This is a genomic window from Streptomyces hydrogenans, from assembly GCF_014656075.1.
In the GTDB taxonomy this organism is placed as follows: Bacteria; Actinomycetota; Actinomycetes; order Streptomycetales; family Streptomycetaceae; genus Streptomyces; species Streptomyces hydrogenans.
On the sequence record NZ_BNBS01000091.1, the window covers coordinates 19,646 to 32,552 of the forward strand.

At 71.8% G+C, this 12,907-nt stretch carries 13 protein-coding genes and 1 riboswitch; of the genes, 5 read left to right on the forward strand and 8 right to left on the reverse strand.

What is annotated here, in order from left to right:
- Position 1: 1 nt before the first annotated feature.
- From IE321_RS29740 to IE321_RS29765, 6 genes are all read right to left on the reverse strand, one after another.
- Positions 2–961 (reverse strand): ABC transporter permease, encoded by a 960-nt coding sequence (locus IE321_RS29740; RefSeq protein WP_043219872.1) that lies wholly within the window; start codon positions 959–961, stop codon positions 2–4.
- Positions 961–1,956, reverse strand: a complete 996-nt coding sequence (locus IE321_RS29745; protein ID WP_043219870.1) for an ABC transporter permease — start codon at positions 1,954–1,956, stop codon at positions 961–963. Before IE321_RS29745 ends, IE321_RS29740 begins: the two co-directional genes overlap by 1 nt.
- A 92-nt stretch (positions 1,957–2,048) precedes the next feature.
- Positions 2,049–3,719 carry an ABC transporter substrate-binding protein gene (locus IE321_RS29750; protein ID WP_043219868.1) on the reverse strand — a complete coding sequence of 557 codons (1,671 nt, stop codon included), beginning with the start codon at positions 3,717–3,719 and terminating at the stop codon, positions 2,049–2,051.
- A 225-nt stretch (positions 3,720–3,944) separates the two neighbouring features.
- Complete coding sequence (locus IE321_RS29755; RefSeq protein ID WP_190225174.1) at positions 3,945–4,739, reverse strand: enhanced serine sensitivity protein SseB C-terminal domain-containing protein; 795 nt, start codon at positions 4,737–4,739, stop codon at positions 3,945–3,947.
- 56 nt (positions 4,740–4,795) lie between these two features.
- On the reverse strand, positions 4,796–5,536 hold the full coding sequence (locus IE321_RS29760) for an enhanced serine sensitivity protein SseB (protein WP_190225175.1): 741 nt from the start codon (positions 5,534–5,536) through the stop codon (positions 4,796–4,798).
- A 101-nt stretch (positions 5,537–5,637) separates the two neighbouring features.
- Entirely contained in the window at positions 5,638–6,300 is a 663-nt protein-coding gene (locus IE321_RS29765; RefSeq protein ID WP_043219861.1) for an AAA family ATPase, read from the reverse strand.
- Positions 6,301–6,476: 176 nt separating this feature from the next.
- Positions 6,477–6,577, forward strand: a riboswitch (glycine riboswitch).
- A 161-nt stretch (positions 6,578–6,738) separates the two neighbouring features.
- Between IE321_RS29765 and gcvT the strand changes: the two genes are divergently transcribed.
- From gcvT to IE321_RS29785, 4 genes are all read left to right on the forward strand, one after another.
- Positions 6,739–7,854 (forward strand): glycine cleavage system aminomethyltransferase GcvT, encoded by a 1,116-nt coding sequence (gene gcvT, locus IE321_RS29770; RefSeq protein WP_190225176.1) that lies wholly within the window; start codon positions 6,739–6,741, stop codon positions 7,852–7,854.
- Positions 7,855–7,931: 77 nt separating this feature from the next.
- Positions 7,932–8,309 (forward strand): glycine cleavage system protein GcvH, encoded by a 378-nt coding sequence (gene gcvH / locus IE321_RS29775; protein WP_190225177.1) that lies wholly within the window; start codon positions 7,932–7,934, stop codon positions 8,307–8,309.
- Positions 8,310–8,333: 24 nt separating this feature from the next.
- Positions 8,334–9,602: a serine hydroxymethyltransferase gene (gene glyA / locus IE321_RS29780; RefSeq protein WP_043219855.1), complete on the forward strand. Its 1,269-nt coding sequence runs from the start codon at positions 8,334–8,336 to the stop codon at positions 9,600–9,602.
- Between the two features lie 163 nt (positions 9,603–9,765).
- Positions 9,766–11,136, forward strand: a complete 1,371-nt coding sequence (locus tag IE321_RS29785; protein WP_190225178.1) for an L-serine ammonia-lyase — start codon at positions 9,766–9,768, stop codon at positions 11,134–11,136.
- Positions 11,137–11,207: 71 nt separating this feature from the next.
- Here IE321_RS29785 and IE321_RS29790 read toward each other — a convergent pair whose 3' ends face one another.
- Positions 11,208–11,447 carry a hypothetical protein gene (locus IE321_RS29790; protein ID WP_043219851.1) on the reverse strand — a complete coding sequence of 80 codons (240 nt, stop codon included), beginning with the start codon at positions 11,445–11,447 and terminating at the stop codon, positions 11,208–11,210.
- 184 nt (positions 11,448–11,631) lie between these two features.
- On the opposite strand from IE321_RS29790, the gene IE321_RS29795 reads away from it, so the two are divergent.
- Positions 11,632–12,186 (forward strand): DUF7010 family protein, encoded by a 555-nt coding sequence (locus IE321_RS29795; RefSeq protein ID WP_226651373.1) that lies wholly within the window; start codon positions 11,632–11,634, stop codon positions 12,184–12,186.
- Between the two features lie 3 nt (positions 12,187–12,189).
- On the opposite strand, the gene IE321_RS29800 is transcribed toward IE321_RS29795, so the two are convergent.
- Positions 12,190–12,907: CopD family protein (locus IE321_RS29800; RefSeq protein ID WP_190225179.1), on the reverse strand; the 718-nt coding region annotated here is incomplete at its 5' end.

The window sequence follows — 12,907 nt, forward strand, 5'->3', positions numbered from 1 at the left end:
GTCAGCCTCGCAGCTTCGGGTCGAGGGCTTCGCGCATGGCCTCGCCGAGCAGGGTGAAGCCGAGGGCGGTGATGACGATGCCGACCGCCGGGTACATGGACATCATCGGCTCGTTGTCGAAGAACCGCTGGGCCTGGGAGAGCATGACGCCCCACTCCGGGACCGCGGGGTCGGGGTTGCCGAGTCCGAGGTAGGAGAGCGCGGCGGCCTCGATGATGGCGGTGGCGAGGCTGAGCGTCGCCTGGACGATCACCGGGCTCAGCGAGTTCGGCAGGATCTGGGTGAGCACGATCCGCCGCTTGCGGATGCCGAGCGAGCGGGCCGCGAGCACGTAGTCGCTGCCGCCCTGGGCGAGCATCGAGCCGCGCAGCAGGCGGGCGAAGACCGGGATCTGCACGACGCCGACGGCGATCATCACGGTGGTGAGCGACTGGCCCATCACGGCGGCGACGGAGACGGCGAGGAGCAGCGACGGCAGCGCGAGCAGGATGTCGGTGACGCGCATGATGGCGTCGTCGACCCGCCGGCCGGCCTTCCCGCCGAGGGTGGCCGCCGCGCCGGACACGATGCCGACCAGCGCGCCGATCAGCAGGCCGATGAGCATGGAGACGACACCGACGAGCAGCGTCTGGCGGGCGCCCACGAGCATCCGGGAGAACAGGTCGCGGCCGAGGTGGTCCAGGCCGAACCAGTTCTCGGCGCGGGCGCCGACGAACTCGCCGCGGTTGGAGAAGACCTCGCCGCGCCAGGTCTGCTCGGTGGGGCCGTACGGGGCGATCCACGGGCCGATGATCGCCAGCAGGACGAACCCGGCGATGATCACGGCGCCGATGATCGCCATCTTGCTGGCGCGCATCCGGCGCATCGCCTCGCGCCACAGGCTGGCGCCGCTGGCGGTCTCGGTCTTCGCCGTGAGCTGGGCGAGCCGGTCGATCTTCGAAGTGGTGGTGATCAGACTCATCAGTGCACCCGCACCCTCGGGTCGATGACGCTGTAGGCGAGGTCGACGACCATGTTGATCAGCACGTAGATCATGGCGATGAACATGATGAAGCCGACGAGCACCGGGTAGTCGCGGGCGTCGATGGCGGTACGGATGAAGGAGCCGATGCCGCCGAAGGTGAAGACGGACTCGGTGAGCACCGCGCCGGAGAGCAGGCTGCCGGTGAGCAGGCCGACGGCGGTGACGACGGGGAGCAGCGCGTTGCGCAGGACGTGGCGGCCGCGGACGATCCGGCGCTCCAGGCCCTTGGACTCGGCGGTGCGGATGTAGTCCTCGCCGAGGACCTCCAGGACGCTGGCGCGGGTCATCCGGACGATGACCGCGAGCGGGATGGTGGCCAGGGCGATGCCGGGCAGCACCAGGTGCATGAGGGCGTCCCAGGCGGCGTCGAGCTCGCCGGTGAGCAGGCCGTCGAGGACGGCGAAGCCGGTGACGCTGGTGGCGTCGATGCCGGTGGACTGGCGGCCGAAGGTGCCGAAGATCTCGCCGAAGGCGCCCTTGAGCAGCTGGGCCAGGAAGAAGACCGGGATGCAGATGCCGACGAGCGAGCCGGAGACGGAGGCCACGTCGATCCAGCCGCCGCGCTTGCGGGCGGCGAGGTAGCCGAGGGGGATGCCCACGACGGTGGCGATGAGCATGGCCGCGACGCTGAGTTCGACCGTGGCGGGGAACCGCAGCACGAACTCGTCCCAGACGGGCTGTCCGGTCTGCACCGAGGTGCCGAGGTCGAGGTCGAGGAGCCGCTTGAGGAAGCGTCCGTACTGGACGTAGATCGGCTGGTCGAGGCCCAGCGCGCGGTTGATGCGCGCCACATCGGCTTCGGTCGCCCGCTCGCCCAGGATCGCTGAGGCGGGTCCGCCGGGCAGTCGGTTCAGCCAGATGAAGAGCAGAACCGACAGGCCGAGCAGGGTGGGTATGAGCTGGAGAAGTCGTCGTACGACGAGTCGCAACACCCCGCGTGCCCCTTTCTTGCGTGTGGAGGGTGGATGCGCGGACGCCCGGTCACGGCAGGAGCGCGTGACCGGGCGGACCGCTTACGGGTGTGTTACTTGAAGGAGACCTCGGCGAAGTTCTCCTGCGTCAGCGGGGAGACCTTCGGCGGGACCACGTTCTTGCCGAACGCGATGGCCGGCGGGGAGGAGGTCAGCGGGAGACCGGGCAGGTACTCCATGATCGCCTCGTTGGCGGCCTTGTAGAGGTCCGTGCGCTTGGTCGGGTCGCCCTGGAGCGAGCCGGCCTTCACCGCGTTGAAGACCTTGTCGTCCTTGAAGCCCCACTGCTTGTCGTACCCGGCGAACCAGGTGCCGATGAAGTTGTAGCCGTCGTTGAAGTCACCGGTCCAGCCGAGCATGTGGAGGGCGCAGCCGCCCTTCTCCACCGCGTCGACGTAGTCGGGGTTCCACTTCTTCGGCTTCGGGTTGACCTTGATGCCGGCCTTCTCGAGGTCGGCCTTGACCAGCTCGAAGATGTCCTGCGGGGCGGGCATGTACGGGCGGGTGACCTCGGTCGGGTAGCAGAAGTCGACCGACAGGCCGCTCGCGCCGGCGCCGGCGAGGAGCGACTTGGCCTTGGCGGTGTCGAAGGCGTACTGCTTCACCTTGTCCGAGTAGCCGGCGACCGTGTCGGGCATGAACTGCGTGGCGACCTTGCCGCCCTCGGGCAGCTGGGTCTTGACGATGTTCTCGCGGTCGACGGCGTGCGCGATGGCCTGGCGGACCTCGGGCTTCTTCAGGGCCGGGTTGGCCTCCTGCGTCATGCCGAGGTAGAGCAGGTTGAAGACGTCACGGGTCGGGACCTGGAAGCCCGCGGACTCGAGGGTCTTGATGTCGGCGGGCGCGACCAGGTCGTAGCCGTCGATGTCACCGGCCTGGAGCGCCTGGCGGCGGCCCTCCTCGGTGTCGATCGTGCGGAAGACGAGGTTCTTGACCTTGGCCTTCTCGCCCCAGTAGTCGTCGAAGCGCTCCAGGGCGACTTCCTTGTTGCCCTTGTTCCACTTCGTGATCTTGTACGGGCCGGTGCCGGCGACCGTGCCGGCCTCCTGGCTGTACTTGGGGTACGTGATGGCGTCGCCGGCCTCGGTGACCTGCTGCTTCGCGTACTCCTGGATCGCCTTGGGCGAGTGGATCGCGAGGGCGTTCAGGGAGAAGCCGCCGGGCAGGTTGGCGGAGGGCTCGAAGACCTCGATGACGGCGGTGGCGTCGTCCTTGACCGTGCAGGACTTGTAGTTCGCCTTGGGCGTCTCCTTGTCCTCGTTGGCCTTGAAGCCGCCCATGATGGTCTGCCAGTAGTACGAGACCGCGCTCGACTGGTAGGTGCCCTTCCAGTTGAACCAGTAGTCGTAGTTGGCGCAGACCGCCTTCGCGTCGAAGGTCTCGCCGTCGTGGAACTTCACGCCCTTGCGGAGGTTGAAGGTCCAGACGGTGCCCTCGGGGTTGCTCGACCACTTCTCGGCGAGCCCGCCCACCAGCTTGCTGCCGCCGGGCTCGTGCTCCAGGAGCGCCTCGAACGCCTGGCGGGTGACCCGGAAGGTCTCGCCGTCGCTCGCGAGGGCCGGGTCGAGGGAGGCCGGGTCGCCCGGGGCGCCGAACACGAAGGTGTCCTTGGCTCCGGACTTGTTCTCGTCCTTGTCCCGGTCGCTCGCGCAGCCCGTGGCGATGAGGCCGACCGTGATGGCCGCCGTCAGAGCCCGGGTCGACCGGGAATTGAGTATGCGCATGGGTCCACCCCTGGGTCGCCATGTGTGGTCTTGACCGGCCGAACGCTACTGGCGAGTGACGCGGCAGAGAACAGTCCGCATAGCGGTGATACCAACCTGAGACCCGGACACTCACCAAAACGGGCGGATGCCGGACATCGGCGGCGGGAGCGGGCCCAACTGGACGCAAAACCCCGCCCTGGCAAGGCATTTCGGCCAGGGCGGGGAAAGGGGGCGAAGCGGGCGTCAGCGGTGCTGCGCGGGCGGGTAGCCGTATCCCGGACGGTGGGATCCCGCATGCTGGGACGGCGCTCCGTGCGCCTCGCGGTCGTAGAAGGGCCGGGCGTGCGCCTTCAGCCAGAGCGCCACCGGGTCGTACGCGTCGGAGAGCGCGACCGTCGAGACGGGCAGCCCCTCCGGCACCGAGCCGATCGACTGGCGCATCATCGCCCGCACCTCGTCGACGGCGGCGGCCGAACCGTCGTACAGGTCGAGTCCGATGACCAGGTACGGGGTGCCCAGCGCGGGCTGCACCCAGCCGCGGCGCAGCGAGCGGACGGCCGGGGTCCGGTGCGCGTTCTGGGTCAGGTGGGCGTAGAACTGCGGGATCTCCAGGGCGGGTTCGGAGACCCGGAGCGGCCCGGCGGGCATCCGGTCGAGGCCGGTGGCGATCCGGCGCAGATCGGCCCACGGGACGCCGACGCCGCCGCCGGGGGCGTGCGGGTTGAGCCAGACGCCCCAGCGCTCGGGGTAGAGGGCGCGGGCGATCTCGCGGCCGGTGACGCGCTCGTGGGCGCGGTGCCAGCCGGAGGCGGCGAGCTCGCCGGGCGAGGTGACGCAGGGCGCGTACCCGTGCCCGTCGACCTCCATGTTGCCGTACTGGGCGTCGGAGGAGCCCGGGCTGCCCTGCCAGAGCAGCATGTACAGCTCGCCGTCGGCCAGGGCGTGCAGCAGGCCCTCGTACGCGTCGTAGCGTCCGGGCGCCACCTGGCGCAGCATGTGCTCGACCTCTCCGGTCGCGGCGCTGCCTGACGCGCTCACCCTGGGTCCCGCCCCTCTGTCTGTCTCGTACGGCTCGTGTTCGGTGGATCGGTGGATCAGTGGACCGCGCGCTGGTAGAAGGGCCGCACCCGCTCCAGCATCCAGTCTCCGACGGGGTCGGCGGCCATGTCGAGGAGGATCAGGTTGACCGGCCAGGCGACCTCGACGCGGCCGAGGGCGCGGCCCAGCGCGTCCAGCGGGGCGTTGCGGTCGACGCCGTCCCAGCCGGTGAGCTGGACGCCGACGAAGAGGGCCGGTTCGGTCCCCTCGACGCTGGCGAGGGCGCGGCGGGCGGAGGCGACGACGCCGGTGGCCTCGAACTCGGCGCCGGCCGCGGCGAGGAAGTCGACCGGGTCGTCCTGCCAGTCCGGCTCGAAGAGCCGCACCCGGGCGCCGCTCGCGGGCCCGTCGAGCGCGGTGCGGCCGGCCCGGCAGAGCTCGGCGACGGCGGGCGGCGGCAGCGGGACGCCGACGACGCCGCCGGGGTTCACGGCGATGCCGAGCTGCGGGGGCAGGCCGCGGGCGAAGTCACGGGCGGGGGCGACGGTGAAGGACATGTGGTCGCCGACGCAGGCGAGGAACTGCTCCCGGGAGCTGTAGACGGGGACGTAGGCCGCGCCGCCGATCTCCATGGTGGCGAGGTCCAGGTCGGGGCTGTCGGGGCCGCCGCCGTTGGGCAGCGGGACCCAGACGGGGCTGCGGCCGAGCACCTCGATGAGCCGGCCTCCGGCCGCGGGCTGCCCGAGCGCGGCGGCCAGCGCCTCCTCCAGCTCGTTGCCCGGCCACGTCACGTCCACGGTGGTTCCGTCCCCTTCTCGTACGGCCCTGGTCCCGGCCGTCCCGCAGCACCCTAACGCCGCCCCGCCCCGGCTGTGACCAGAACCCGGCGGGCCGGGCCTCAGACCGGGGCGCGGAAGCCGATGCGCCGCAGCGCGCCGGCGGCGTCCCGGTCGAGGAGGGTGGCGGAGGCGCAGCCGCGCGGCAGCCGGCCCGACTCGACGGCGTCGACGAGCCGGCCGACCGCCCTGCGGTGCCGCGCGAAGGCGTACGCGGACACCCCCCGGCCCCGCTCGCGCTGGCCGTCCCGGGCGGTGTCCGGGTCGACGTCGAGGAGGACCAGGTGGAGGGCGCGGCCGCGCCGGGCGGCCGCGCGGGCGAGCCAGCCGCGGACCCAGGACTGGGTGCCGCAGTCGTGCACGACGACCCCGGCGCCGGAGCGCAGGGCCCGGTACAGCCCGGCGTAGTGCGCGATCCGGACCAGCGGGCGGTAGAGCGCGTACGGCAGGAGGCGGGGCATCCGGGCCTCCCAGCGCTCCCGGGCGTCCTGCGAGTCGATGCCGCGGCCCTCGGCGGCCCGCCGCAGCAGGGTGGACTTGCCGCTGCCGGGCAGGCCGGAGACGACCACGACGTCCCCGGCGGCGAAGGTGAGGGCGCGCGGACCGCGCCCTCCCCGCTCGCGCAGGTCCCGCACGACGCGCCCGCGTCGGCGCGTCCGGGCGCGGGCCCGCTGGGCCGGTATGGCGCCGTCGCCGGCGAAGACGCCGGTGTGCTGGATCCTCATCGCTGCTCTCCCCCTGTCGGGACCCCGGGAGACGTGCCGGGAGACCTCACGGAGACCCTTGCCCACGAAGTGTAAAGAAACGGTAATCCGAGACAAGCGATTTGCGGCGCCGACACCGCGTGCGATGATGTGCGCGCCAGGCGCGCGCAGCGCCCTACAACCGCATACCGGCCGCTCGAATCCGCGCGGGAGAGTTCCGGACCGGCCTCGGCCGTCCGGGCGCCGAAGGAGCAAGACCCTCCCTTGAATCTCTCAGGCCCCGTACCGCGTGGATGAGGCAGATCTGAAAAGCGGGACACCCCTGTGTCCCCACCCAAGGTGCAAGCCGGGGATGCCCCCGGTGAACCTCTCAGGTTCCATGACAGATGGGGAGGACGTCCTCGCCCGTCATGTGTTTTCGTCACCGATCACGCCCTTGGGACCCGGGAGTCACCTTCCATGAGCACTGCCCCCCGTCTGACCGCCCTCGATGCCCTGCATCGTTCGCTGGGCGCGACCATGACCGACTTCGCGGGCTGGGACATGCCGCTGCGGTACGCCAGTGAGCGCGACGAGCACAACGCCGTCCGCACCCGGGCCGGCCTCTTCGACCTCTCCCACATGGGCGAGATCACGGTCACCGGCCCGCAGGCCGTCGACCTCCTGGACTACGCGCTGGTCGGCAACATCTCCACGGTGGGCAACGGCCGCGCCCGCTACACGATGATCTGCCAGGAGGACGGCGGCATCCTCGACGACCTGATCGTCTACCGCCTCGGCGAGACCGAGTACATGGTCGTCGCCAACGCCTCCAACGCCCAGATCGTGCTGGACGCGCTCGTCGCCCGCGCCGGCGGCTTCGACGCCGAGGTCCGCGACGACCGCGACGCGTACGCCCTGATCGCGATCCAGGGCCCGGAGTCCCCCGGCATCCTCAAGTCGGTCACCGACGCCGACCTGGACGGCCTGAAGTACTACGCGGGCCTGCCCGGCACGGTCGCCGGCGTCCCGGCCCTGATCGCCCGGACCGGCTACACCGGCGAGGACGGCTTCGAGCTGTTCCTGAAGCCGGAGCACGCGGAGGGCGTCTGGAAGGCGCTGACCGAGGCGGGCGAGGGCGTCGGCCTGATCCCCTGCGGCCTGTCCTGCCGCGACACGCTCCGCCTGGAGGCGGGCATGCCGCTGTACGGCCACGAGCTGACCACCGCCCTGACCCCCTTCGACGCGGGCCTCGGCCGGGTCGTGAAGTTCGAGAAGCCGGGCGACTTCGTCGGCCGCACGGCGCTGGAGGCCGCCGCCGAGCGCGCCGAGAGCGCCCCGCCGCGCAAGCTGGTCGGCCTGATCGCGGAGGGCCGCCGCGTCCCGCGCGCGGGCTTCCAGGTCGTCGCGGGCGGCGAGGTCGTCGGCGAGATCACCTCGGGCGCGCCGTCGCCGACCCTGGGCAAGCCGATCGCCATCGCGTACGTCGACGCGGCGCACGCCGCTCCCGGCACCGCGGGTGTAGGTGTGGACATCCGCGGCACCCACGAGCCCTACGAGGTCGTGGCGCTGCCGTTCTACAAGCGCCAGAAGTGACGCATTCGTCTCACCCGGCGTCTCACCCCGCAAGACCCACGTTCATCAGTACTCCCCCGATCCAGGAGAATCAGGTCATGAGCAACCCCCAGCAGCTTCGCTACAGCAAGGAGCACGAGTGGCTGACGGACGCCGTTGACGGCGTCGCGACCGTCGGCATCACCGAGCACGCGGCGAACGCGCTCGGCGACATCGTGTACGTCCAGCTCCCCGAGGTCGGCGCCACCGTCACCGCGGGCGAGGAGTGCGGCGAGCTGGAGTCGACCAAGTCCGTGAGCGAGCTGTACTCCCCCGTCACGGGCGAGGTCGTCGAGGCCAACCAGGACGTCGTGGACGACCCGGCGCTGGTCAACACCGCTCCGTTCGCGGGTGGCTGGCTGTTCAAGGTGCGCCTCTCGGACGAGCCGGGCGACCTGCTCACCGCCGACGAGTACACCGCCTTCACCGCAGGCTGACCGAGACCCCCTAGGGATCGCTTCATGTCGCTTCTGAACACTCCCCTCCACGAGCTGGACCCGGACGTCGCCGCCGCCGTCGACGCCGAGCTCCGCCGCCAGCAGTCCACCCTCGAGATGATCGCCTCGGAGAACTTCGCTCCGGTCGCGGTCATGGAGGCCCAGGGCTCCGTCCTCACCAACAAGTACGCCGAGGGCTACCCGGGCCGCCGCTACTACGGCGGCTGTGAGCACGTCGACGTGGCCGAGCAGATCGCGATCGACCGGATCAAGGACCTGTTCGGCGCCGAGTACGCCAACGTGCAGCCGCACTCCGGCGCCTCCGCCAACCAGGCCGCGCTCTTCGCGATCGCCCAGCCGGGCGACACGATCCTCGGTCTCGACCTGGCGCACGGCGGCCACCTCACCCACGGCATGCGCCTGAACTTCTCGGGCAAGCAGTTCAACGTGGTCGCGTACCACGTGGACGAGGCCGGCCTGGTGGACATGGCCGAGGTCGAGCGCCTGGCCAAGGAGCACCGCCCGAAGGTGATCATCGCCGGCTGGTCGGCGTACCCGCGCCAGCTGGACTTCGCGGAGTTCCGCCGGATCGCCGACGAGGTCGAGGCCTACCTGTGGGTCGACATGGCCCACTTCGCGGGTCTGGTCGCGGCCGGTCTGCACCCGAACCCGGTCGAGTACGCGGACGTGGTCACCTCCACGACCCACAAGACCCTGGGCGGCCCGCGCGGCGGCATCATCCTGGCGAAGAAGGAGTTCGCGAAGAAGCTGAACTCCTCGGTCTTCCCCGGCTTCCAGGGCGGCCCGCTGGAGCACGTGATCGCGGCCAAGGCCGTCTCCTTCAAGGTCGCGGCCTCGGAGGAGTTCAAGGAGCGCCAGCAGCGCACCCTGGACGGCGCCCGCGCGCTGGCCGAGCGCCTGGTCCAGGACGACGTCACCGCCCACGGTGTCTCGGTCCTGTCCGGCGGCACGGACGTCCACCTGGTCCTGGTGGACCTGCGGAACTCGGAGCTGGACGGCCAGCAGGCCGAGGACCGGCTCCACGAGGTCGGCATCACGGTCAACCGGAACGCCGTTCCGAACGACCCGCGCCCGCCGATGGTCACCTCCGGTCTGCGCATCGGCACGCCGGCCCTCGCCACCCGCGGCTTCACAGCCGAGGACTTCACCGAGGTCGCCGACATCATCGCCGAGACGCTCAAGCCGGGCTTCGACGGCGAGAAGGCCGAGGCGCTGAAGGCCCGGGTGACCGCCCTGGCCGACAAGCACCCGCTGTACCCCGGCCTGAAGTAATTTCGTACGCTTTTATTCGTACGAAGCTCCGGGGCACCGCGCACACTGGACAGTGAGCGCGGTGCCCCCGCCCTTTGTCCCGCGCCCCCCGGCACCGCCTCATCCTGCTTGTTTCTGCACCACCCCGGCAGACAACGGCGTCTAGCCCCACAAGGAGTCCCCCGTGGCCATCTCGGTCTTCGACCTGTTCTCGATCGGCATCGGCCCGTCCAGCTCCCACACGGTGGGCCCGATGCGCGCGGCCCGGATGTTCGCGCGCCGGCTGAAGAACGAGGGCCTGCTCGCCGGCACCGCGAAGGTCCGGGCGGAGCTGTACGGCTCGCTGGGCGCGACCGGCCACGGCCACGGCACCCCGAAGGCGGTCCTCCTCGGCCTGGAGGGCAACTCGCCCCGCACGGTCGACGTCGAGCACGCCGACGAGGAGTTCGAGCGGATCAAGGCGAGCGGCCGGATCAACCTGCTGGGCGCCCACGACGTCCCCTTCGACTTCGACGCCGACCTGGTCCTGCACCGGCGCAAGGCGCTGCCGTACCACGCCAACGGCATGACGGTCTTCGCGTACGACGCCGAGGGCGGGCTCGTCCTGGAGAAGACGTACTACTCCGTCGGCGGCGGCTTCGTCGTCGACGAGGACGCCGTCGCGGGCGAGGACCCGATCATCCCGGACGACACCGTCCTGAAGTACCCCTTCCGCACCGGTGACGAGCTGCTGCGCCTGGCGAAGGAGACCGGCCTGTCGATCTCCTCGCTGATGCTGGAGAACGAGAAGGCCTGGCGCACCGAGGACGAGATCCGCGCGGGCCTGCTGGAGATCTGGCGGGTCATGCAGGCGTGCGTCTCGCGCGGCATGTCCCGCGAGGGCATCCTGCCCGGCGGCCTGAAGGTCCGCCGCCGCGCCTCGACCCTGGCCCGCAAGCTGCGCTCCGAGGGCGACCCGGCGATGCACGCGATGGAGTGGATCACCCTCTACGCGATGGCGGTGAACGAGGAGAACGCGGCCGGCGGCCGGGTGGTCACCGCCCCGACGAACGGCGCGGCCGGCATCATCCCCGCCGTCCTGCACTACTACATGAACTTCGTCCCCGGAGCCGACGAGGACGGCATCGTCCGCTTCCTCCTCGCGGCCGGCGCGGTCGGCATGCTCTTCAAGGAGAACGCGTCGATCTCCGGCGCCGAGGTCGGCTGCCAGGGCGAGGTCGGCTCGGCCTGCTCGATGGCGGCGGGCGCGCTGGCCGAGGTCCTGGGCGGCTCCCCCGAGCAGGTGGAGAACGCGGCCGAGATCGGCATGGAGCACAACCTGGGCCTCACCTGCGACCCGGTCGGCGGCCTCGTCCAGATCCCCTGCATCGAGCGCAACGGCATGGCGGCGGTCAAGGCCGTCACGGCGGCGAAGATGTCCATGCGCGGCGACGGCAGCCACCTGGTCTCCCTCGACAAGGTCATCAAGACCATGAAGGAGACCGGCGCCGACATGAGCGTCAAGTACAAGGAGACCGCCCGCGGCGGCCTCGCGGTGAACATCATCGAGTGCTGAGGCCCCGCGCCCTCACCGCATGACGGAACGGCCGGTCCCGCCCCCACGGGACCGGCCGTTTCGCGCATGGGTCAGTAGCGGACCCAGAGGACGATGACGTCCGGGCGGGTGGAGGTGAAGGGCTCGCAGAAGTAGATCTTGCCCCAGAACGCCTCGCCGGCCTGGCCGGCGGCCTGGCACTCGGCGTACGAGGAGTGGTGGCTGCGTGCGTAGAAGCCGGGGCCGGCGGCCTCGGCCGCCCCGGCGGTGCCGAGGGCGAGGGCTCCGGCGGTGGCCGCGGTGGCGAGCGCGGCGGCGGCGCGACGGTACATGGCATGTCCTCCTGAAATGAACGATGCGATGTGGTGCGGGATGGTGCCGTGCGGTTCGTGCCGGCTGCGCAGCCGGGGGAAACGTATCGGCGCGGAACGACGCGATCAATAGGTCTAGGCCAACCCTTCGCACGGATGTCCGGAAACCCCGGACCCGGCCGGATTCCGTCGATAGGGTCCGGTCATGACCATGACCGTGGATGCCGCATGCCTCACCCTGACCCGCACCCTGCGCCGCCGCGGGGTCGTCGTTCTCTCCGTCTTCGGGGTGGTGTGGGCGCTGGCGGGCGGGTCCGGACTGCCCGCCCCCGGCCTGGTGGTCGCGGGGGTGCTGGGCGCCGTCCTGGCGGGGGCGACGCTGGCCGCCGGGTTCCGGGGCACGGCGGGCGAGGTGACCCGGCCGGTGCGGCTGCCGGAGCGGTGGAACCGCGGGATCGGCATCGTGAACGCCGCCGAGGCGGCCGCGATCGTCGGCGTGATCGCGGGCTCGAACGCGTCCGGGCACCCGGAGTGGATCCCGGTCGGGATCTGCCTCGCCGTCGGACTGCACTTCTTCCCGCTGGCCCGGCTCTACGACCAGCGCCAGTACGGCTGGGTGGCCGTCGTCCTGACGGCCCTCGCGGTGCTCGGCGCGGCCCTGCTGGCCGCCGGCGTCTCCGCGGAGTCCGTACGGGCCGCGGTGGGCCTCCCGGCGGCCCTGGCGCTGTTCGGCACCGCCGTGCTCGTGGCGCGCGACTGAACGTCAGAAGAGCGGCCAGCGCGGGTCCGGCGCCACCGTGAGCAGGGCGGAGAGCGCCACGATCACGGCGAGCACGGCCAGCTCGGCCCTGGCCGGGGGCCGGGCGTCGGCGCCGGACAGCAGCCGGGAGCGGGCCGCCAGGGCCAGCAGGCTGACCCCGCCGAAGAGGGCGAGCTTCACCAGCAGGACCCTGCCGTAGGCGGTGGAGAGGGCGGCCTCCGGGGGCAGCCGGCGCAGCGTGGACGCGGTGCCGGTGGCGGCGAGGGCCACGAAGACGCAGGCGGCCATGCGGGCGTACCGGAGGAACACCTCGCGGCCTCCGCCGCGCAGCCGCACCACCCGCAGGACGTACAGCAGGGTGCCGGTCCAGAGCGAGGCGGCGGTGAGGTGGACGACGGTGAGTCCGGCGCCGACGCCGAAGCCGGCGGCCTCGGGGTGCGCGCGCAGCGCCTCGGCGACGACGGCGGCGGTGAGCGGGAGGACGGCGAGGCCCGGGCGGCGGGAGGCGGCGCAGACCGCGGCGAGCAGGCAGGCGTTGGCGGTGACGAGCAGCAGCCGGCCCTCGCGTAGCCCGTAGACGACGGGGAGGCTCAGGCCGCTGACGGCGGCGAGGAGCAGCAGGAGGCCGGAGACGGCGGCCGCGGCGCGCAGGGCGCCGAGGACGGCCGCGGCCCGCGGCAGCGGGCCGGCGCCGGCGAGCCGGGTGCCGGCGAGGTCGACG